16 protein-coding genes are annotated in these 21,544 nt (G+C 44.5%); 4 read left to right on the forward strand and 12 right to left on the reverse strand.

What is annotated here, in order from left to right; translation table 11 throughout:
* Window positions 1-17: 17 nt before the first annotated feature.
* From xylA to GL182_RS11550, 3 genes are read right to left on the reverse strand one after another with little or no spacing between them, the layout of a single operon-like run.
* Window positions 18-1,331, reverse strand: a complete 1,314-nt coding sequence (xylA, locus tag GL182_RS11540) for a xylose isomerase (RefSeq protein ID WP_163379839.1) — start codon at window positions 1,329-1,331, stop codon at window positions 18-20.
* 46 nt (window positions 1,332-1,377) lie between these two features.
* Window positions 1,378-2,868: a xylulokinase gene (locus GL182_RS11545; RefSeq protein WP_163379840.1), complete on the reverse strand. Its 1,491-nt coding sequence runs from the start codon at window positions 2,866-2,868 to the stop codon at window positions 1,378-1,380.
* A gap of 18 nt (window positions 2,869-2,886) precedes the next feature.
* Window positions 2,887-4,530, reverse strand: a complete 1,644-nt coding sequence (locus GL182_RS11550) for a sodium/sugar symporter (protein ID WP_163379841.1) — start codon at window positions 4,528-4,530, stop codon at window positions 2,887-2,889.
* A 269-nt stretch (window positions 4,531-4,799) separates the two neighbouring features.
* Here GL182_RS11550 and GL182_RS11555 point away from each other — a divergent pair, with 269 nt between their 5' ends.
* Entirely contained in the window at window positions 4,800-6,191 is a 1,392-nt protein-coding gene (locus tag GL182_RS11555; protein WP_163379842.1) for a transglutaminase-like domain-containing protein, read from the forward strand.
* Window positions 6,192-6,247: 56 nt separating this feature from the next.
* Here the strand turns inward: GL182_RS11555 and GL182_RS11560 are convergent, their stop codons facing one another.
* Window positions 6,248-6,451 (reverse strand): hypothetical protein, encoded by a 204-nt coding sequence (locus tag GL182_RS11560; protein ID WP_163379716.1) that lies wholly within the window; start codon window positions 6,449-6,451, stop codon window positions 6,248-6,250.
* A gap of 202 nt (window positions 6,452-6,653) precedes the next feature.
* Here GL182_RS11560 and GL182_RS11565 point away from each other — a divergent pair, with 202 nt between their 5' ends.
* On the forward strand, window positions 6,654-7,115 hold the full coding sequence (locus tag GL182_RS11565) for a hypothetical protein (protein WP_163379843.1): 462 nt from the start codon (window positions 6,654-6,656) through the stop codon (window positions 7,113-7,115).
* A gap of 52 nt (window positions 7,116-7,167) precedes the next feature.
* On the opposite strand, the gene GL182_RS11570 is transcribed toward GL182_RS11565, so the two are convergent.
* The 3 genes from GL182_RS11570 to GL182_RS11580 form a co-directional block, all read right to left on the reverse strand.
* Complete coding sequence (locus tag GL182_RS11570) at window positions 7,168-7,851, reverse strand: DUF2490 domain-containing protein (RefSeq protein ID WP_163379844.1); 684 nt, start codon at window positions 7,849-7,851, stop codon at window positions 7,168-7,170.
* Window positions 7,851-8,423 (reverse strand): hypothetical protein, encoded by a 573-nt coding sequence (locus tag GL182_RS11575; protein WP_163379845.1) that lies wholly within the window; start codon window positions 8,421-8,423, stop codon window positions 7,851-7,853. Before GL182_RS11575 ends, GL182_RS11570 begins: the two co-directional genes overlap by 1 nt.
* A gap of 216 nt (window positions 8,424-8,639) precedes the next feature.
* Window positions 8,640-10,220 (reverse strand): M81 family metallopeptidase, encoded by a 1,581-nt coding sequence (locus tag GL182_RS11580; protein ID WP_163379846.1) that lies wholly within the window; start codon window positions 10,218-10,220, stop codon window positions 8,640-8,642.
* 186 nt (window positions 10,221-10,406) lie between these two features.
* Between GL182_RS11580 and GL182_RS11585 the strand changes: the two genes are divergently transcribed.
* Entirely contained in the window at window positions 10,407-11,474 is a 1,068-nt protein-coding gene (locus GL182_RS11585) for a serine hydrolase domain-containing protein (RefSeq protein WP_163379847.1), read from the forward strand.
* Between the two features lie 22 nt (window positions 11,475-11,496).
* Here the strand turns inward: GL182_RS11585 and GL182_RS11590 are convergent, their stop codons facing one another.
* Together GL182_RS11590 and GL182_RS11595 are read right to left on the reverse strand one after the other, a co-directional pair.
* Window positions 11,497-12,816: an ABC1 kinase family protein gene (locus GL182_RS11590; RefSeq protein ID WP_163379848.1), complete on the reverse strand. Its 1,320-nt coding sequence runs from the start codon at window positions 12,814-12,816 to the stop codon at window positions 11,497-11,499.
* 3 nt (window positions 12,817-12,819) lie between these two features.
* Window positions 12,820-13,476 (reverse strand): TetR/AcrR family transcriptional regulator, encoded by a 657-nt coding sequence (locus tag GL182_RS11595; RefSeq protein ID WP_163379849.1) that lies wholly within the window; start codon window positions 13,474-13,476, stop codon window positions 12,820-12,822.
* Window positions 13,477-13,645: 169 nt separating this feature from the next.
* Here GL182_RS11595 and GL182_RS11600 point away from each other — a divergent pair, with 169 nt between their 5' ends.
* Window positions 13,646-14,998 (forward strand): S41 family peptidase, encoded by a 1,353-nt coding sequence (locus GL182_RS11600; protein ID WP_240469793.1) that lies wholly within the window; start codon window positions 13,646-13,648, stop codon window positions 14,996-14,998.
* Between the two features lie 466 nt (window positions 14,999-15,464).
* Here GL182_RS11600 and GL182_RS11605 read toward each other — a convergent pair whose 3' ends face one another.
* The 3 genes from GL182_RS11605 to GL182_RS11615 all read right to left on the reverse strand — a co-directional run bounded on the left by GL182_RS11605 (window position 15,465) and on the right by GL182_RS11615 (window position 21,503).
* Window positions 15,465-16,979: a RagB/SusD family nutrient uptake outer membrane protein gene (locus GL182_RS11605; RefSeq protein WP_163379850.1), complete on the reverse strand. Its 1,515-nt coding sequence runs from the start codon at window positions 16,977-16,979 to the stop codon at window positions 15,465-15,467.
* Window positions 16,980-17,004: 25 nt separating this feature from the next.
* Complete coding sequence (locus tag GL182_RS11610; RefSeq protein WP_163379851.1) at window positions 17,005-20,316, reverse strand: SusC/RagA family TonB-linked outer membrane protein; 3,312 nt, start codon at window positions 20,314-20,316, stop codon at window positions 17,005-17,007.
* A gap of 128 nt (window positions 20,317-20,444) precedes the next feature.
* Window positions 20,445-21,503: a FecR family protein gene (locus GL182_RS11615; RefSeq protein WP_163379852.1), complete on the reverse strand. Its 1,059-nt coding sequence runs from the start codon at window positions 21,501-21,503 to the stop codon at window positions 20,445-20,447.
* Between the last annotated feature and the right edge of the window lie 41 nt (window positions 21,504-21,544).

The raw sequence follows: 21,544 nt of genomic DNA on the forward strand, positions 1-21,544 counted from the left end.
TTTTTTTCGAGAAATCATCAGATGTATTGATTCAGGATATTTTCATACATCTCCTGTTTACCGCTGATCATTTCAGGTTCACCGATGCTGACGGCATGGTCTCTCAAGGCCTCAAGTCCCAGCTTACCGGTTTCAAAATCCTTCCCTTTTCCGCTATCGAAGGAGCTGTACCTCCTTTTTCTCAAGAGCTGATAATCGGATTTTTCCATGATATCGTTGGCAATAATCAGGCTTCTGGCGAAGGCATCCATACTGCCCACATGAGCATGAAATAAATCTTCCAGATCTGTAGAGTTTCTTCTGAGTTTCGCATCAAAATTCACCCCTCCGGTAGTAAAACCAGGTCCTTGCAGAAGCACCAGCATGGACTCTGTCAGTTCCTGTAAATTGATGGCAAACTGATCGGTATCCCAACCATTTTGGTAATCTCCCCGGTTTGCATCAATGCTGCCCAGCAAGCCGGCATCTTGGGCCACCTGTAATTCATGTTGGAAAGTATGTCCGGCCAGGGTGGCATGATTCACTTCCAGGTTAAGTTTGAAATCCTTATCCAGGCCAAAATGTCTCAAAAATCCAATGACCGTGGCGGCATCATAGTCGTACTGATGCTTGGTAGGCTCCATGGGTTTCGGCTCGATCAGGAAGGTGCCTTTAAAGCCCTGTTTCCTGCCATAATCTCTGGCCATGCTGAGAAACTGTGCCAAATGCTCGGTTTCCCTTTTCATGTCTGTATTCAACAGGGACATGTATCCTTCTCTTCCGCCCCAGAAAACGTAATTCTCACCACCCAGGGCAATGGTAGCATCAATGGCATTTTTTACCTGTGTGGCCGCCCGGCTTACCACATTGAAATCGGGGTTGGTAGCTGCCCCGTTCATGTAGCGGGGATGGCTGAATACATTGGCAGTACCCCACAGTAATTTGATGCCGGTTTCCTTTTGTTTTTGCCTGGCATAATCTACAATGGACTGCATGTGCTTTTCATAGGTAGCCAGGTCTTCTCCCTCGTCGATCAGATCCACATCATGAAAACAATAAAAGGGGGCTCCTATTTTACCAATAAATTCAAAAGCTGCATCCATTTTATCCCTGGCCCGTTGGATAGGATCTGAAGCCTTATCCCATTCCCTGATGAGTGTGCCGGGACCGAACGGATCATTGCCGGTGCCGCAGAAGCTGTGCCAATAGGCTATGGCAAAGCGAAAGTGATCTTTCATGCTTTTTCCACCAATGATTCGGTTTTCGTCATAAAACCTGAATGCCAAAGGGTTTTTTGAATCCCTGCCTTCAAATTTGATTTTATCGATTTTTGGGAAAAATGATTTTGACATATTATTTTGTATTTAGGTATTTAAAATAACTTTTGGTTTCTACTATTTATTTGACCTGTTGCAGGCTATTTTCCCACTGCCGGTAGCTTGCCTGGTAACTTTCCTGCTTATGCTTTTCAGGTTCGAAAACCTGTATTTTTTCAAGGCCTTGAAAGGCCTCCCTGGCACCAGTGTATATGCCTGCACCAATTCCCGCTCCTCTGGCTGCACCCTGAGCACCGTCTGTATCGTATAATTCCAATGCAACGTCATTCATATTGACAAAGGCTTCCCGGAACAGCGGACTTAAAAACATATTGGCCTTGCCGGCTTTTACCGTCCTTAGGTTAAGTCCCATTTGCTTCATGATGTTAAAACCATAGGTAAGCGCCGAAACGATCCCTTCCTGCCCTGCCCGGAGCACATGTCTTTTATCGTGTTTCAGCAGGTTTAACCCGGCCAAATGTGCTCCTACCTGCTTGTTTTCCATGATTCTTTCCGCTCCGTTTCCAAATGGAATAAAACTCAGTCCCTCTGCTCCAATGGGAACCTCTGCTGCCCATTGATTCATTTGTTCGTAGTCCTCAACCTGCGGCCCCAACAGCTTTTTGAGCCAGCTATTCAGTATTCCTGTTCCATTGACACATAGCAGGACTCCATACCGGGGATTGGCAGCGGTATGGTTTACATGAACAAAGGTATTGACCCTGGATTTCGGATCATACACAGGCTGGGTACTGACCCCATAGACCGTCCCGGATGTACCAGCAGTGGTGGCCAGCTCTCCCTCTTCCAGCACGTTCAGGGAAAAGGCATTATTGGGCTGATCTCCTGACCTGTAGGTTACCGGAATACCCGCTTCCAAACCCAATTCCCTCGCTATCTCAGGCAATAAGTCTCCCTGATGGCCAAAGGAGGGAACCACCTTTGGCAAGGTGGCTGCATCAATGCCATAATAGTCCAGGAGTTTATCCGCCAGTCCATTTTTGGGAAAATCCCAAAATACGCCTTCAGATAATCCTGTCTCTGAGGTGAGGATCTCTCCTGTTAGCTTCATGGCGATAAAATCGCCAGGAAGCATGATTTTATGTATCTTTTCAAACTTCGCAGGTTCATTTTCTTTCACCCATTTAAGCTTGGAGGCCGTAAAATTTCCGGGGGAGTTCAAAAGGTTTTTCAGGCAATAATCACCGCCTAAATCGTCAAATGCCTTATTACCTATCTCTACCGCCCTGCTGTCACACCAGATGATGGCTGGTCTGATGACGGACAGTTGCTTATCTACCATCACCAGGCCATGCATCTGGTAGGATATTCCAATGGCCTTGACTTCTCCAGGCTTAACTTCTCCCTTTTTGATCAGCTCCTTACTCGTAGCTTTGATGTAATCCCACCAGGTTTCGGGATCCTGTTCCGCCCAATCCGGTTTTGGGGCCTCTATGCCCATTTCTTCTTTGGGCAACCCAACTGAAGCTACCACCTTGCCCGAATCTGCATCAAGCAGGGTGGCTTTCACAGAAGAACTTCCCACATCGTATCCAATCAGTAGTCGTCTCATGTTTTTAAATTTGTGAAATTACCAGAAAACAATGTATAGTGCAGCAATGATCCCTGATATCAGGATGGCGCCTATTTTAAACTTGGTGCTGGTAACAAAAAGCTCTTTGGTTATTTCAATGCCTTTGGGATGGTCTTTTCCTTTTCCATCCATCAGGCTGATCACAATGATCAAGCCGGCAATGATAAGAAATACCAGCCCCATCCGGTCAATAAACGGCAGCTCAGGAGTCAGAAATTTAAATGCTGCTGACAAGGGTATGGTCAAAGCTGCGGCAGTAAGTGCCGCATTGGATGTTGTTTTTTTCCAGAAAAAACCAAAAATAAAAATGGCAAATACCCCGGGGGAAACAAAACCAGTATACTCCTGGATATACTGAAAAGCCTGATCCAATTCACTCAATGCTGGGGCTACTATACCGGCTACCAGAAAAGCAATGATGGCGGTCAATCTCCCTACCCTAACCTGTTTGTTTTCAGAGGCATTTTGGTCAAAGAAATTTTTATAAATGTCTAGTGTAAAAATGGTGGAGGTACTGTTGGCCATGGATGCCAGAGATGAAACGATGGCAGCAGTCAAAGCGGCAAAAGCCAGGCCTTTCAAGCCGGAGGGCAAAAGTTGCAGTAAAGTGGGGTAAGCCCTGTCAGACTTAATGATTCCGGAATCAGGATCAGTCATGGATGAAATAAAAGAGGAATCCAGACCCTGGTTGACGATTACAAAGGCGGCTATCCCCGGGATCACTACAATCAAGGGCATAACCAACTTGAGAAAACCTGCGAAAACCATTCCTTTTTGAGCTTCGTTTAATGATTTGGCTGCCAATGCCCTCTGGGTAATGTACTGATTAAAACCCCAGTAATTCAGGTTGATCACCCACATTCCACCAATCAACACACTGATCCCTGGTAAGTCCAGGTAAGCATCTCTTTGGCCTCCGGCACCATCAGGTATCATCATTTCGCCTTTATTGATAATCATATTGAAGTGGGAAGGAGCCTCCTTCAATAGGGAAGCAAAACCAGCGAAAACATCACCGGAACCAACTATCGAGAGGGCCAGGTAGGTGGTGGCCAGGCCGCCCATGACCAGAAAGAAAACCTGCACCACATCGGTCCAGGCCACAGCTTTTAAACCTCCGTAGATAGAATACAACATGGCAAAAAGCGCCAGCCCGGCGATACCGTAAATCAGGGGAACACCCAGGATGGTTTCCAGACTCAATGCGCCGAGGTACAGCACAGAGGTCAGGTTAACAAATACATATACCAAAAGCCAGAATACTGCCATTACCGTTCTTACCCTGCTATCGTATCGCTTCAATAAAAATTGAGGCATGGTACTGATCCCTTCTTTCAGGTAAATCGGCAGGAAAAAGATGGCTACAATAATCAGCGTGGCTGCAGCCATCCACTCATAGGTGGAAATGGCCAGCCCAAGGGCAAAACCAGATCCCGACATACCGATAAACTGCTCTGCAGAAATATTGGACGCAATTAATGAAGCCCCCACTGCCCACCAGGGAAGGGCCTTACTGGCCAGAAAATAATCGTTGGAATCTTTGATGTGTCCCTTTTTCTCCCGGGACACCAGGTATCCCATCATGAGAATTAAAATACAGTAACCTATAAAGATGATAAGGTCTAAAGTGGTGAAATTCATGAATGTGTGGATTAATGGGTTCGGTCTTTTGTCAATTCACTTGGTTTTACAATCAAAAACAAAGGTGCAATATAGTCAAATAAGGTTTTGATAAAATAAAATTAATTAGAAAGTCACCATCCGGGATCGTACTTGTACCACAGGGATAATTACTGAGGGAAAATAAACCCGTGTAAAAATCAAATAGGTTTTCAAAATCAATCCCAATTTCTTGTTCCTCCATGGATATATTTTATCTTTGGAAAAATCAACAACCACTTCGAATATACATGAAAGTCAAACTATTCCACTTCCTTAAAGGAAAATGCAACTTCCTTTTGACCCAATCCCTTTTGATTTTTGGATTATTCATTGTTTTTTCCTGTCAATCCAATGAAAAGCAAGTCAACTCCGAGAAGGAAAATAAGGAAATATCCCGCCCAAAGGTTGATATAGCCGATATAGAAAAAGGGATAAAAGCATACATCGATTCCAAAACCGAAGAAAATGATGGTTATTTCGTTGTAAAAGACGGGGATAAATTGCTACGCTTACAGCTGGTCCGGGTGCACACCGAGTACCTTTCTAATCTGGGCCCCCAAAGCCACTTTGCTTGTGTAGACCTGGCCGATGTGAATGGAGATGTCTATGATGTAGATTTTTTTATGGAGGGAGAACCAGGCGCCATGGATGTAACCGCTACATCCGTTCACAAACTCAATGGCAAACCATTTTACAGCTGGAAACAAAAGCAAGACAAAACCTGGTTTAAGTTACCCATTGAAGAGGCTACCAATGAATTGCTTGGGGTAATAGAAGGAGAAGATCAGTTTGTTTTCAACTATAAAGCCACGCTTCCATCCCTGGAAAACGAAGCAGAAATGTGGATTCCCATGGCATTGACCGATGACTTTCAGGAAGTAGAATTGGTATCCATGGAAGTACCGGGAAATCACCGGATGATTGAAGACAAAGTCAACCATAATCAGATCCTGTACCTGGAGCTGGGTCCGGAAGATAGTGGTAAAGAAGTGGCATTGATCTATAAGGTAAAGCGAAAGGAGAAGGGTCCCTATGCATCACAGGAAAAGGTAGCCGACCGGTACCTGGCATCCAATCGACTCATGCCTGTGGACAGAAGGTTCCGGGAAATAGCCATGGAGGCTATCGGTGAAAAAAACAAAGACAGCCACCTCATGCAAGCCAGGGCCATATACGATTATATCATTGACAATATGCGGTATGCCAAATCAGGTGAATATGGAAAAGGTGATGCCGTTTATGCCTGTGATGCAAAAACAGGGAATTGCACCGAATTTCATTCCTTGTTCATTTCTCTGGCGAGATCTGTAGGCATCCCTGCCCGTTTTTCAATCGGTGCAGCCATCCCTTCTGATAGGAATGAAGGGGGAATAGACGGGTATCATTGTTGGGCGGAGTTTTATGCTGAAGGAAAATGGTGGCCTGTGGACATTAGTGAAGGTAATAAGTATACCGCACTGGCTACCTATTATTTTGGCCGGCATCCTGCTAATCGCATAGAGTTTAGCCGGGGTAGAGATCTGGAACTGAATCCGGGACCAGCTTCAGGCCCCATTAATTTTCTGGCCTACCCCCTATTGGAAATAGATGGACAATCGGCAGTAGCGCAGACTACATTTACCTTTTCAAGAAACAATTAAAAAATCCCCACAGAAGCATCGAAATGAGCCTTCTGTGGGTTTTTAAAACCTATATTTTATTCGGGATGCTCACCTCCATCGCTGGGGTGCTCATCTTCAGCTTCGCTGTTTCCTTCAGGATGCTCTCCCTCAGGATGTTCAGCTGATTCTTCTGTATCATCCGTCTTTTTGTTGCCACAGGAACTAATGGTAGCAGAAAAGAAGAATGCCATCAATACCATCAATAATGCGGTGGATTTTAAACTTTTTAAGAATTTCATATTTCTCTCGTTATGGTTTTTAAGTAAGGTTAAAGTTAACACTTTTAATAAAAAAACAAATTTGTTGCTGCACTAACTTTTGAAACAAACCATAATTACCTTTTATTTGGACAGTGAACTAATTGTGCGTACTTTAAAGTTTGTAAACAGGAAATCAACAAAAATCCTCTACAACGATCATTTTTCACGATAATCTTAAAAAATGGATAAAAAAGCCTTCAAAAAGAAAGTGATGGAGCAAGCCATCAAATATCAGGAAGCCATAGTTTCTGATTTTAGAACCCGAATCAAGGAATTGAGAGATGGAGAGCAGCAAGCCCAGGGTGACAAATTCGAATATGATCAGCAAGGTCAGGAAGATGAAAGTGCTATTGTCATCAACAGAATGGCAGATGAGCTGAACTTTGTTGTTGAGGAACTGGACTTTTTAAAGCAGATGAAAACGGCAAACAACATCTTTGATGAGGTCACTTTAGGGGCAGTAGTCCATACGGACAAAATGACCTTTTTTCCAAGTGTGAGCATCGAAAACTTTGAGGTAGAAGGAGAATCGCTTTTTGGGATTTCCCAAAAAGCACCTATCTATAAAGAGATGCAGGGTAAAAAGAAAGGGGATACATTCAGCTTAAACAATCGGACTTATAAAATTCTGGACGTTTATTAACAATAAAAAAATTACCTTTCAATTTTGATAGGAGGAACGAGCCCAGGCAGGCTTATAAACTAAGGTACCATCCAAATTTAAACCAGGTTCGCTGTCTGAGGTCAGCATCAAAAAACCGGTCGGTCCTGTAATCTATTCCGGCCTGAAATTTCTGCTTTCCTTTCGATAGGTGGCCTAGTGCAGCTACCAACCTGTTTTCCAGGCCACTTTCTCCTGATTGGATGCTGTATATGGGTTCATCGCTAAATACCAGATAAAATTCGCCCGGATCAAGACTTTGCCCTTCTATGGGTATTTCAATGGAGATCTGATACCTCAGCCTGTATTCTACCGGCTCATCCGGGGCAAAAGTCTGATCTGCCCGGAACCTGTGTCCCATTTGGTAAGTACCTTTTCTTTGTAAAAAAGAGATTTGCTGAATGGCCCGATGACTGTTGTCACTTCCGGACTCCAGGCGGTACTGGTAACCGCCCGTGATCGCAACAAAAGGATTCAGAGAGGTACCAACGAATCCCTGAAAATCAGTTTGGTTGTGGTAGTAAGCCCAATCTGCCCGCTCCTGCGATACCTTGTCTACCAATCCATGCTGACTTTCAATTTTCCCTGTTATCTTAAGGTTTTCTGCTGCGCTAAATCCAAGTTGAAATTCCGGAAACAGCCCGAAATTAGTTATCCTCCCCTGCCCCATCAACTCCAGAGGCAAGGCCAATAAAATGATCCAAACAATTCTTATCATTAAAAAAATAAATTATCTGCCGGTGGAATAATAATGACTCTTTTATCGATTAAATGGCCATCCTTGTCAAAGGTACCTTCCCATAAATGCTTACCATCACCTCCCTCTCCATAATACTCTATTTCATACCTGGTCAGGATTCCCTCCTCTTCATCCTCATCCATGAAATCTTCCAGATCATCAGGAGAACCACTATATTGTAACTGAATTTTTTCGATCCTCCATTTGCTGTAATTTTCATCAAAATAGGCCCCCAGGTTTTCCCTCAGCTTTCCTGACAGGTCTTCCCAGTTTTTTTGTATTTCAATGTCTTCCACTGATCCTGAAAGGTCAAACTCCACACTGTAAGCTGCTTCTTCCCATGTAAATTTAGCCTCAAAACTACTTTTTCCTGAGGTTTCTTCCCTAAACCATTTCACCCTTTTACGACCTTCAAAAGCATCATCCAGCCATTCTCTGGCCTCTGCAGGCACTTCTTTCTCCTTAACACGATATTCGCGCTCTACCTTTTCCTGCCCATAAACAGCAAGGGGAACCCATACCAAGAAAACACAAACGATTCTCCAACCCATTTTATATACTTTCAATAATTATCCTTAGCCATACTACTTCAAATGATATACCATCATGTGTGATGCAGTCGGTAGGTATTCAATAACGAAAATCCCCAACACAATGCTATATTCAAGTGATTGAAAAAGGCCGAAACATTTCAGGTTTCTATAGTCAATGCTGGTTGTTCGTTGAATTTCAACAAAAACGGGACAGATAGGCAGCGTTTGGCAGTATCAATATTCATGAGACAAGGGAATGAATCGGGCACTCAGGTCAGGCGTTTCCATGTCCTTATCGAATGGAAACATAGGCCTGTTGATTCTTTTAAACTCCAGGCGTTCCAGGTCCTGGTCCACTCCTCCAGGGGTAAGGGCCATGATCCAATCTGCACGCATATCATAAAGCTCTGGCACCAGGTAACCGATTTTGACTACTACTATATCCGCTTCACGGGGATTTAATCCCAGATTGGTAAAATCACTTTCCCTGTGGTAAGGTTTTCGTTTTTTGGTAACGATCACCTGCACACTGCCTACAGCCACAACTACTTCAGTTTCCGCATTTCTATCCCCATGGGTAATTGCTTTTACCGTACCCGATAATAGAACAGGTGGAGAAAACCGGTCATCGACGGCTGCTCCCACATGGGCCTCTACCTGCTCTCCTACTCCTGCGCTTATTGCAGCTTCCACCAATTCAGGACCCGGTATGGATGCGTAAATCAGGGATGGTCCATCCTCCGATTTGAATTCAGGCCTGTCCAGTATTTCCCTCAAGGTCCAGGTCACATCTCCGGCTCCTCCTGCAGTAGGATTATCTCCCATATCACTGATCATAAATGGTTTTTTATCGCTTTCGACGGCCATATCCAAACTTTCCTTCAGACTTGCTGTAGGAGCGATGAACTCAAATTCATTGCGCTTATCCCAAAAGCTTTGCGCCAGTTGCTCTGCTGTTTGCTTCACTTTATCCTGATCATCTCCGGTCACCATGACTACAGCATGATTTCTTGGCTCATCAGCCCAGGCATATCCTACCCAGATGGCGGCATCTACCACCCCCTCCTGATCAGCGGCGGGATAAACCTCTGCGTAAAGACTCTTCCCCGGATCTACCCTTGTACTTGTTTTTTCTCCCGGCAAAAGTATGGGAACAGGAATCCAGGCTTTATAGGGGGGCTTGCCTTTTCCTGTTTCCAGTCTTTCCAGCAGGTTATCAACAGCCCGCTTTTTGGACTCTAAAGCGTCTTCATGGGGAGCCATACGGTAACAGGTAATCAGGTCCGAATGGGCCGCAAGTCGCCTGGATACGTTTCCATGCAAATCCATGCTGGTAGAAATCAGGGTTTCTTTACCAACTACATCCCTTACCCTTTCAATAAAATCTCCTTCCGGATCATCCAATCCCACCACACTCATGGCTCCGTGGATGTCAAAAAACAATCCATCATAGGGTAAATTTTCTTTGAGCCGATCGAGCGTTTCGCCTACCAGAGATTCATAGGCTTCCCGGGAAACAATCCCTCCCGGTATGGCATGTCCTCTCAAGGTGGGAAACCAATGGGCCCTTTGTCTGTTCGAAGAATCCTCCTGCATGAAGGGGTAATAAGAAAAAATCTCCTCTCCCCGTCTTGCCAAAAAGGCTTCCTCTTCGGTAACCGCCGGGGAGAAGGTACTGGACTCAATGGCTAAACCGGCAATGGCAACACGGGGAAGCTCCTCCGATACCTGCCCTTCCCTGCTCCCGCAGCTTGCGGCAAAACACAGAAACAAGACAACTAAAATTCTGGAATAAAGGTGATTGGTCATATTCATAAATCAATAATCTGGTTTGAACAATTTTGGAATAAGGCAGGGCTCTTTTGGGTAGGATTCAAATTAAATGAAATTCAGCCAATAATACAGGATATTCCTCATCTAATTTTTCTGGTATTCCTGCAAGCTTTTGTAAATTAAACTCTCAAAAAATTTCTTACCTTTAATACCTAATCCTTACATTAAATGATATCTTCCAGTGAAAGCAACCAAAGGATTTTTACTGCCTGGCAGAATCAATTGAAAGCATTTTCCAAGCAGGAAAAATTACAAGGAATCATTTTATCCCTGTTCAGAGAAAAAAAAGATCCGCTTTCCTGGACCGGTGCTGTTGGAAACCTTTCCATAGGACAGCCTTATTTTATTACCAGCGTGGCCAAACTTCATCTTTTGGCGCTGATACTAAAGTTAAAGGTAAGAGGCAAGGTGAATTTAGATGATCCCCTATCCCAATTCCTTGAAGAAGAAGCCTATCAGGGCCTGTGCATCATTCAGGGGCAGGATTTTACCCCTAAAATTACGATAAGACATTTGCTTTCTCACCTTTCAGGGCTTCCCGATTATTTTCAATTTTCGTTTAGTGGGGGGAAAAGCCTGAGAGAAGACCTTTTTTCCGGTAAAGATCAATCCTGGAAGTCAAACGATTGGCTTAAAGCCATTAAGAAGTTAAAACCCCCATTCAAGCCCGGTGAAGGTAGGCGGGTGTTTTATGCGGATTCTAATTTTCAACTTCTCGGAAAAATAGTTCAAAAAATCACCCATCAAAGTCTGGAAGAAGCTTTGACAACTTTTCAATTGCAGCCCCTGTCAATGAATGAAACCTACGTCTACAAGGATGTATATGACCGAACACCGGTACCATTTTATTTTCAGGAAAGGGCCTTAGAAATACCCTTGGCCATGAGCTCATTCGGACCAGTAGGAGGCATGGTAAGTACTTCAAAAGACAGCATGACCTTTCTCAAAGCTTTTTTTCATGGACAACTGTTTCCCCTGGCAGAATTGGATACCATTCAAGATTGGAAACCCATGATCAAGCACCTCTCGTATGGGCTGGGGATAACCCGGTTCGAGAGACCCCGGTATACCTTACCTTTCCGGAAATCTCCTGAAATAATAGGACATACCGGTCTATCCGGTGCCTTTGCCCTATATGTTCCTGAACGCAAACTCTTCCTGACAGGCACCGTAAACCAGTCCAAAGACCCCTACCTGCCCTACAAACTGGCCAGTAGAATCATCTCAAGCCTGTAATAATCACAGGATTTATCACCATTTACTTTAACCATTCCGGTTTGGTAGTATCTACCGAGGCCTGCAATTGATTCAGCAGGTTATATAAGCCAAAATACGTCCGGTTGATATACAGTCCATGCCTGGAACCCCTGGCCTGCTTGGATTTCCTGAACATCTTGTCATTGGATATTTTATCCCCCAGGGCAAAAATTTGCTGAAAATAACCATCATCTGCAAAATCAAAATGGGCTACATGAAAGGGCTTACCCAATAGGGATATCATCTCCTTGAAAATATTTTTAAAGTAGGTTTTTTCCTCGGCTGTATCTTTGTCAGTGATAAATTCCAGGCCATAAAAGATCTGATTGAGTTCATCTTCATTGATCAAAAGATCTTTTTTAATCAATGAAAAGTATCCGGTATAGAAATCTTCGGGAATCACCTTCACGCAACCAAAATCAATCACGGCCAGTTGGCCACCTTCCTGAATGATGAAATTTCCAGGATGTGGATCGGCATGAACCTGCTTCAGCTCGTGAACCTGGTGATGATAAAAATCCCAGAGAGCCTGCCCGATCCGGTTTTTCGCAGTCTGATCCGGATTGGTCGCCAGCCATTCCCTCAGGTGAAGCCCTTCCATCCAATCCATGGTAATGACTCTTGGGCCGCTTAAATCTTCGTAATATTCCGGAAACTGCAAATCGGCAATATGGGAACATGCCTCAGAAATTTCCTTACTGCGCCGCACTTCCAATTCATAGTCTGTTTCCTCCAGAAGTTTCTCCTCCACTTCCTCCATGTAATGATCCAGCTCCCTTTCATTCATATTCAAAAGGCGCAAGGCAAAGGGCTTTACCAATTTCAAGTCTGAGCGTACACTGGAGGCAACACCGGGATATTGGATTTTTACTGCATAAACTTTACCTTCTTTCGTTGCCTGATGGACCTGACCGATAGAAGCTGCATTCACCGCAGATAATGTAAAGGTATCAAAAATGGTTTCAGGACCTTTCTTGAAATGCTGCTGGAAAGTTTTCACAACCAACGGATAGGACAAGGGAGGAGCACTGTATTGGGCCATGGTAAATTTGTCCTGATAGGCCCTGGGCAGCATGTTCTTATCCATGGCCATCATTTGTGCCACTTTTAAGGCACTCCCCTTCAATTCGCTTAATGAGTTATAGATATCAGAGGCATTGTTTTTATCCAGATCGTCTCTGTTCATGGAGGGATTTACCACCTTTTTAGCATAATGCTTCATGTAATTTCCCCCTACCCTTGCCCCGGTACTGATAAATTTTGCTGCCCTTTGCACCTTGGACACAGGGATGCTTTGCTGCTCTTTTAGTTTTTCTGTCATGACCTATCTGGATTGAAATAAAAATTTCGCAAAATCCACAAAACTATCCACTGCGGATTTACCCATCAAATCAAAAGCCAGGTTAACTGATTTTTCTATGGCAGCGTCTGTTTTTTCAAAAGCGGGAGAATCATCCTTCAACCAAAACCTGAACACAAACATCACCTGAAGCCAAAGGGCCTCATCGTAACGATCTGTTATATAAGGTCTTTCGGCAATTTCATCCGTCTCCTTGCCTTCCATGATAATTTCACTGACAAAGTCCTTGAAATTGGACTTGAAGCCCTTCATCTCCAGAGGGAAATTTTTATCTTTTAACAGGTCCTTGCCATATACGGTAAGCAGGTAGGACCTCCTTTTTTTTAATTCTTCAATCCAGGTGAAGAAAAATCCGAGGAGCTTCTCTCTTGCACTATAGCTTTTATAGACGTCCTGCTCTTCCAGATTGGTTAACGTCTGATCGAAAACCATTTCCCAAACGGCTTTCTTGATGGCGTCGAAAGTGCTGAAATGGTCATAAAATGCAGCCTCCTGCATTTTTAAATCTTTGGCAAACTTATAAATAGAAACGGGTTCTCTGCCGTTTTCCAGGATGTGCTGGATATACCCGTCTATGATTTTATGTTTATCTGTCTTTTGACTTTTTGTCTTTTCTGTCATCTCCTAATCTTTTTTTATACTGCATAGATGTAACAATAACCGATGCCAAGAGGTTTGTAAAATTGTAGAAATAATTTTCCCAATTCCTATATTCGGGTCGGGGAAATTTATCCTCAAGATAGATTTGTTTGGAATTTGTGCATCCAAATGAACTTTGAATTCGTTACTAATGAGAAGTTTAAGCAGAATGGACATGTTGATGAATATTAAAAAGTTGGTTTTTGTCATTCTTCTGGGAATGGCCTTAACGCTTGTTTCCTGTAAGGACGATGTAGTGGAAATGCCTCAAAACCCAAATCTGGTAAAAGAGGCCATTTACGAAAGCATGCAGGAGTGGTATTATTGGAACGATCAATTACCCGTTTCCCTGGATGTAAATCGTTACCGCACCAATGATGAACTCTTGTTTGATTTGATGTACCTGCAATTGGACCGTTGGTCTTACCTTACCACCAGAGAGGAATTCAATAAGGCCTTTACAGGCCAGAATGCCGGTCATGGCTTTGGCTTTGCCCTGGGAGAAGATGACAGACTCTATGTGTCCTTTGTCTACGAAGAATCTCCTGCAGGTAAAGATGGCTGGCAAAGGGGTTGGGAGATCATTGAAATCAATGGGAAGCCGATAGCTGATTACCGCAGAGCAGGTGGCTATAACTTTGAACTGGGTGAAAACCGGCCAGGCGTTTCCAATTCATTTACTTTCAGGTTACCAGATGGGAGCACCACTACGCGCAGTAATACCAAGGCAGATTACCAGGCGAATTCTGTCTTGTATAAGAATGTAATCGAAACCGGTGGTAAAAAAACCGGGTATTGGGTGTACAATAGTTTCAAAGCCACTGCCGGATTAAGTCCCAACCGAAGCACAGAAGTGGAAGAAACCCTGGACTATTTTGAGGCTGCTGGTATTGAAGAACTTATATTAGACTTAAGGTACAATGGTGGGGGATCCGTAGATGTGGCTGAGCAAATCATGAATGGACTGATCCCAGCTGCTGCAGACGGTGAGTTGATGTATACCAATGCCTTAAATGAAGAGAAAAGCAACCTCAACGAAGTTTACAGGTTTGAAAAAAGCAGGGATATCGCCCTGGATAGACTGATTGTTATCACTTCCAGGGGATCTGCCTCCGCCAGCGAATTGATGATTAATTGCCTGAAACCTTATATGGATGTGGTATTGGTAGGACAAAGAACTTATGGCAAGCCGGTAGGATCATTTCCCCTTTCCCAATTTAATACCGTGCTGGCTCAAAACGACGTTGAATTGGTACCCATTACCTTTGCCATTGCCAATGCAGCAGGCAATGCCGAGTACTTTGATGGTTTCCCTGTAGACATTCCGGCAGCAGACGACCCTTCTGCCAATTGGGGTGATATCAAGGAGTTCAGACTCGCCAGTGCCCTCACTTACGTTCAATATGGACCTGCCACTGCCAATGCAAGGCTAAGGATACCAGAGGACAAATGGCAGATGATCGATGATTTCGACGGGTTGAAAAAGGAGTTTCCCGTTTATTGATAAACTTTGGGGGATTTAAATAATTATCGGTGATTCCGCAGGTTTTGACAAGCATTTTTTCATTGAAGCAGATCTGAAATAAGCAGATCAGGAATCCTGATTTTGAGGGAGGCTGATTTTTAGCCTGTGTGCGTGCCTTACGGTTCCACTTTTGCTTTGTCCGGTATAATGATACCTGTTCGGCTTTCCATTACCATACCGCACATATCCTGATGATGGTCTTTAACCCGGACTATGCATTAGGAATCGTAATGAGAGCTGAAACTGCAAGAAAATCAAACAGTTTGGATATTGAGGCATCGCATCGCTTTGGTGAAATCGAAAACGGCAACCTAGCGGCTGATTTTGAAGCAGTTTAAGGTCGTAATAGATAGGCTAATTCGGGTTTAATAAGGAATTACAGATTGGAAATAAAAAAGGCGGTGAAAATTTCCACCGCCTTTTTTATTTTATCTGAAACCAGAACTCAGTAACCCGGATTCTGCGGTCCCAGGTTGGGATTTACATCCAATTCGATTCTGGGTAGTGGCATCAGGTAATCCCGGTTAGAATCGAAATTGGGATGAGGTTCCAGGCTTTCTGCCCCGACAAAAACCTGCTGTCCCAATTGCCTTCTTTTGATGTCATACCACCGTTTGTATTCGAAGGACAATTCCAACCTTCGCTCATCCAGCACCAGGTCAATAAAACTTTCCTGATCCATACCTGCGGAAACATCTTCAGGAAAAGCATTTTGGGTACCTGCCGCATTCCTGGCCCGTTCTCTAATGGCATTAACGTAACCAATTGCCTCTGCCGTAGGTCCATTATTTACTTCGGCAGCTGCCTCCGCTGCGATCAGCAAAACCTCCGCATAGCGCATGGCTGCATAGTTATGATCTGAATACCTTCCATCAGAATTGCTATTCCCGGGGAACCTCCTGTATTTGGCAATGTGAGGCCTTTGCGTATTCGCAAATTCAGTATAGGGTTCTAGCACGCCATTGGTAAGTGCTTCGGGCTGGAAGCTAACTTCCTTTCTGTAATCGCGGTCATCCCAGGTATTGTAGACGTTCATGGAAGGAACACAAACGCTCCATCCCAGCTCATCGGCACCCCGGATGCCGGTCATCGGTGGCATGAGGTCGTCATTGGCTCCGCCTCCTCCATTCTGCTGGCCTAAAAAGTCCAGGGAAAAGATGTGTTCTGTCAAATTATCAGCCATCTCTGCACGGAAAAGGTCCTGGTAATCGGCTTCCAATTCATACCCAAACCTACCTTTATTGTCGATTACCCACTTGGCTTCCTCATAGGCTTTGGGGTAGTCGGCCAGCGTAAGGTGCACCGAGGCCAGGTAAGATGCAGCCGTACCCTTGGTAGGTCTGGACCGGACATCGTTGGGCTGGTTATCTGGTAGCCACTGTTTGGCAAATTCCAAATCGGCTACTATTCCCTGGTAAACTTCTGAAGAACTGGTTTTGGAGATATCTTTAACCGCTTCCGGGTCATTGATGAAATAATCGATATAGGGGACATCACCAAAAACCCTTACCAAATGATAGTAACTAAAAGCACGGACAAACCTGGCTTCTGCTACCAATCTGTTGTTGACATCTTCTTGAAGATCAAGGCTTTCGGCTCCGGATATGGCTGCATTGGCTGCACTGATGGTCTGGTACCAATAAGGCCAAAAAGACCTGACCATCCCGTTGTTGTCATCCATATTGAAATCATTCACCTGCTGCCGCTCGGCAGGGGTGCCACGATCACCAATATCTACCATATCTCCCCGCAGCATCAGCGCAGTTACAAATTGCCTTCCGTACAACCTCTCAGAGGCCATCCAGCCGTAAGCGCCGAATATTGCCGTTTCTACATCATTGGCAGAATTAAACAAACTCTCCGGAGCCAATAATCCTACCGGCTTTTCTTCCAGATCGGTACAGCCTGCCATCCAGCAGGTCATGGCCAAAACCAAAGATTTATATATTTTCGTTTTCATGGTTATTTCTGTTTTGGTGGCTATTTTAAAATCCTACATTTATTCCCACGGTGTAGTTCTTCGCATTGGGATAACTTCCATAATCCAGTCCCAGGTTTCGGTTTCCGTCCGTAGCACCACCGGAACGGTAATTGACCTCGGGATCGTAACCTTCATATTCGGTAAAGGTCAACACGTTTTGAGCACTGACATATACCCTTAATCTGGAAAGGTTCAACCTGTCCACCATCGCCTTGGGAAAATTGTAGCCCAGGGAAAGATTTTTCAATCTGGTAAAGGTCCCATCATAAATCCAACGGGTCGAAACCCTCCTGGTCCTGCCATTAAAGGCTCGGGGAATATCTGTTTGTGTATTGGTAGGTGTCCACCTGTTCAAAGCCGCTGTGGTAGCGTTGTTGATACCAGACATTAAATCCAACTCCATCAGGGTGTAACTCAGAATATCATTTCCAAAGGAGCCCTGGAAGAAAATATTCAGGTCAAAGTTACGGTACCGGAAATCATGGTTCCATCCCCAGAAGAAATCAGGATGGGGATTCCCAATAATCTCCCTGTCGTCACTGTTTAAGGTGCCATCTCCGTTCAGGTCTCTGAATCTTTCACCTCCCGGCGTTTGTTCAAATCCTCCACCAGGAAGAAAATCCTCTCCTTCCTGGTATACCCCATCATAAACCCATCCAAAGAAGCTTCCAACAGGAGACCCCTCTTTGAGCAGCTGAGTGGTACCCAGTCCTACCATATGTCCCGGTCCGGATCCATACTGTATGTCGGTACCCTCAGGAAGGGATAATACGGTATTCCGGTTTCTGGAGAAATTGATGTCCATATCCCATTGGAAAGCACCCACCAAATTTCTTGATCCCAGGGTTAATTCCACTCCTTTGTTTTCCACCTCACCGATGTTTCTCAATTGATTGGTATAGCCTGAATACTGAGGCAATTGAACAGCAAACAACAGGTCAGAGGTGACCATGCGGTAGTATTCCGCAGACAAAGTCACCCGGTCATCCCAGAATCCGATATCCGTACCTATATTCAGTTGAGCGGTGGTCTCCCAGGTAAGGTTATCGTTGGCTACAGTAGTAGGCCGAACTGCGTTGACAGGAACACCGTCGATCACCGTGAATACCGGTGAAAATCTAGCCAAGGTCTGGTAGGGAGAAATCGCCTGATTTCCTGTAATACCGTAACTTACCCTCCACTTCCAGAAACTTAACAGATCCGAGGATTCCAGAAACCGCTCGTTTTTCATGTTCCAGGCAATGGCACCGGAAGGAAAAAAGGCCCATTTGTTATTCCTTGAGAAGGTAGAGGAGCCATCATAACGGGCATTGAATGTTACCAGGTATTTGTCACCCAGGGAATAATTCAAGCGACCATAGAAAGAAGAAATCCTCCAATCGGTAAGACCTGAATTTGGAGTTTGCCACACCGCAGCGGAACCAAGATTCCAGAATGAAAAGGCATCCGTTATAAAAGAAGTACCTCTTGCTCCCCAATTTTCATTTTCTGATGATTGATAGGAGTACCCTGCCATGGCAGAAAAGGTATGGTTACCGGCGAAATTCTTGGTATAGGTCAGGTAATTTTCATTCAGAAGAAGGGTATTCCTGGCGGCATTTATCCGTGCGTCCCCACCTACATTTCTTCCTTCTGTTACCGTTGTGGGAGAATACAATCCTGTACGACTGGCATTGGCAGTGGCACCGAAAGTAGTCCTGAATTTCAGGTCGTCAGACAGGTCGTATTCTGCAAAGAAATTGCCCTGAAACCGATCGTTTACATTTTCATTGATCAATTGGGTGGCCACCGCATAGGGATTGTCGTGCGGATCATTCAAGCGGGCAACGGTAAAGGTTCCATCTTCCCTGTAAATGGGTTGGTCGGGTTCAAACTTGAATGCGGAAGCTACCACACCCGGCGTAAGGCCACCGGAACCTTCCTGTGTTCGGACCCCGTCGCTGCTACTTCTTCTGGCAAACAGGTTCACACCCAATTTGAGCTTCTCAGAAGCCTGTATATCCAGGTTACTGGTGATGCTGAATCGGTTGAAATCCGAATTGATGATCACCCCTTTTTGGTCGAAATAGGCTCCAGAAACGTAATAATTGACATTATCTGTACCTCCACTTATAGAAAGCTGGTAATTTTGAATGCCTCCTGTCTGAAAAATCTGATCCTGCCAGTCGGTATCTCCACCCGCTGGCTCAATATTGGGCCTGGCATCGGAAATGTAATCATTGAATTGTTCTGCATTCAGCAAATCCAATCGATTAATTTCGTTTTGCATGGAGTAGGAAGTGTTGAACTCGATTTTGGCAGCACCATTTTTCCCCCTTTTGGTCGTCACCATGATCACTCCGTTTGCGCCTCTGGATCCGTAGATCGCAGTAGCAGACGCATCCTTAAGTACTTCAATGGACGCGATGTCTTCCGGAGGTGGCATGGCAGCACCAATAAATCCATCCACTACAAAAATAGGATCACTGCTGGCGTTAATGGAAGTACCTCCCCTGATCCGAACTTTAAGGCTTGCGCCGGGGGCACCGTTATTGGCCTGGATCTGTACACCCGCAGCCCGGCCCTGAAGGGCCTGAACCGCATCAATTGCCGGGTAGGCGGTTAGTTGCTCGCTTTTTACCGAGGAAACGGCTCCTGTCAGATCACTCCTTTTCTGTGTTCCATATCCCACTACCACTACTTCTTCCAGAGAGGACTCGTCCATGCTCATGGTAATATTGATGGTGGTCTGGTTGCCCACGGTCACTGTTTGGCTGTCGTATCCTATGTAAGAAAAGACCAACACCGCATCATCCGGAACTGTCAGGGAATAGCTCCCGTCCAGATCGGTAACCGTACCCGTAGAAGTACCCTGTACAGAGACGGTAGCTCCAGGCAGGGGTTCTCCCTCCTCATCCTTTACTACTCCACTAATGGTGATTTCCACCAATGTTTCTACGTTAGCGGATACCTTGTTTACCTTTCTTACGTCAATCTGATCATTGACCTGCCGAAAACCAAGGGAAGTTTGCACGGCCACTTCCTGGAGCATCGCTTCCACGCTGGCTCGCTGATCTGTCAACATTACCCTCTTTTCCGGATCCACATCTTTTTGGTCATAGGAGAAGGTATAGGGTGTTTTGGATTCGATTTGGCTGAAAAACTTACCCAAAGTCATTTCATTTTGACTTAAATTGACCCAAACCTTATCAATGGTTTCCAATTGGGCACTAACATTCCCTGCCAAAACCAGGTTCAATACCAGGAGTTGCAGGGAAAATCCATAAAGGAAGTAGCGTGACAACATATAGATTGTCTTTTGTAATTTAAATTTCATAATTTGTAAAAGGTTTATTGAAACATTCATTAAGCCTGGTTCGGTGATGGTGCATTCCCCAATGACTTTCCATCCCGGACCATTTCAGGAACTAAGGTCCCATTCTTCACTGGATTTCTATCATAGAATTAAAATTTTAGGTTTACATTTTTACCAATAATACTGTATTCGAATTTTTCTATATAAGCCATTCTGTCCAAAACCAAATCGAGATTTTGATTTTTATACTTCCCGCTGAGTCGCCAGGAATGGCCCGGTTTTCCAGAAATGGATATTTTAACCCCATACCAGCGTTCCAGTTGACCGATCACTTCATCGAACCCCGCATCTGTAAATTGAAGCAGCCCATCTTTCCAACCGGTAATGTTTTCTGGAGAAAAAGAAGTCAACTCAAAACTATTGCTTGAATCCCTATATCGGAGTTGCTCCCCGGGTTCTAAAAACAGACCATGCTCCAGGCTATCATGATTAACCTTGATTTTTCCGCTGACCAGAGAAACGGCCAACTCATCTTTTTCGGAGTATTTGACATTAAAGGAGGTCCCAATAGCGTCAGTAATCAGATCTCCGGATACAACCCTGAATGTGCGACTGGAATCCTGGTGAACATCAAAAAATCCTTCTCCAATCAGACTGACCCTTCTCTCCAGAGAGTCGAATTTTTCCGGAAAAATCAATTCACTTCCTGAATTTAACCAGACAGATGAGCCGTCCGGTAGTTTGAAATTTAGCTTTTCTCCAAATTGGGTCACTTTGGTCAACAGGGGCGTATCCGGTTTTTCAGGAGCAACCACTACCGGCGGGTTAAGGGACATCCTGCTTAGCACAAAAATAGACATCAGTGTCAATACAAGAATGGCAGCTACTTTGGTCCACTGCCCCAAAAGGAGCCAAAAAAATGGATTTCTTTGCAAGGTGGCAACTTTACCTGAAGTCCCTGTCTCAGCTTTTTCAGTGGCCAGAATTTGCTGCAACACCTTGTATTTATTGGTATTTTCCAAGCCTGTTTGCTTTAGCTGCAACCCGACAATAATTTCCCTGGCCTTCTTTACTTGCTCTACTTTATCAGGATGGGCAAGCATCCAATTTTTCCAGTAAGTATCCAACTCCCCATTGGGCTTGCGAACCCAGCGAACAAACTCCGGATCTGTTAATAAAAGAAAAGTGATGTCCTTTTGCTTTTCCATGTTTTAAAGACTTTCATAGCTATAAGGCACAGGGAATGAAA

The organism is Cyclobacterium sp. SYSU L10401, assembly GCF_010993705.1.
Classification (GTDB): Bacteria; Bacteroidota; Bacteroidia; order Cytophagales; family Cyclobacteriaceae; genus Cyclobacterium.

Excerpts from the sequence above, each read along its gene's own strand:
- xylA (WP_163379839.1), bottom strand. The coding sequence starts at position 1,331 with ATGTCAAAATCATTTTTCCCAAAAATCGATAAAATCAAATTTGAAGGC.
- GL182_RS11545 (WP_163379840.1), bottom strand. The coding sequence starts at position 2,868 with ATGAGACGACTACTGATTGGATACGATGTGGGAAGTTCTTCTGTGAAA.
- GL182_RS11550 (WP_163379841.1), bottom strand. The coding sequence starts at position 4,530 with ATGAATTTCACCACTTTAGACCTTATCATCTTTATAGGTTACTGTATT.
- GL182_RS11555 (WP_163379842.1), top strand. The coding sequence starts at position 4,800 with ATGAAAGTCAAACTATTCCACTTCCTTAAAGGAAAATGCAACTTCCTT.
- GL182_RS11560 (WP_163379716.1), bottom strand. The coding sequence starts at position 6,451 with ATGAAATTCTTAAAAAGTTTAAAATCCACCGCATTATTGATGGTATTG.
- GL182_RS11565 (WP_163379843.1), top strand. The coding sequence starts at position 6,654 with ATGGATAAAAAAGCCTTCAAAAAGAAAGTGATGGAGCAAGCCATCAAA.
- GL182_RS11570 (WP_163379844.1), bottom strand. The coding sequence starts at position 7,851 with ATGATAAGAATTGTTTGGATCATTTTATTGGCCTTGCCTCTGGAGTTG.
- GL182_RS11575 (WP_163379845.1), bottom strand. The coding sequence starts at position 8,423 with ATGGGTTGGAGAATCGTTTGTGTTTTCTTGGTATGGGTTCCCCTTGCT.
- GL182_RS11580 (WP_163379846.1), bottom strand. The coding sequence starts at position 10,220 with ATGAATATGACCAATCACCTTTATTCCAGAATTTTAGTTGTCTTGTTT.
- GL182_RS11585 (WP_163379847.1), top strand. The coding sequence starts at position 10,407 with ATGATATCTTCCAGTGAAAGCAACCAAAGGATTTTTACTGCCTGGCAG.
- GL182_RS11590 (WP_163379848.1), bottom strand. The coding sequence starts at position 12,816 with ATGACAGAAAAACTAAAAGAGCAGCAAAGCATCCCTGTGTCCAAGGTG.
- GL182_RS11595 (WP_163379849.1), bottom strand. The coding sequence starts at position 13,476 with ATGACAGAAAAGACAAAAAGTCAAAAGACAGATAAACATAAAATCATA.
- GL182_RS11600 (WP_240469793.1), top strand. The coding sequence starts at position 13,646 with ATGAGAAGTTTAAGCAGAATGGACATGTTGATGAATATTAAAAAGTTG.
- GL182_RS11605 (WP_163379850.1), bottom strand. The coding sequence starts at position 16,979 with ATGAAAACGAAAATATATAAATCTTTGGTTTTGGCCATGACCTGCTGG.
- GL182_RS11610 (WP_163379851.1), bottom strand. The coding sequence starts at position 20,316 with ATGAAATTTAAATTACAAAAGACAATCTATATGTTGTCACGCTACTTC.
- GL182_RS11615 (WP_163379852.1), bottom strand. The coding sequence starts at position 21,503 with ATGGAAAAGCAAAAGGACATCACTTTTCTTTTATTAACAGATCCGGAG.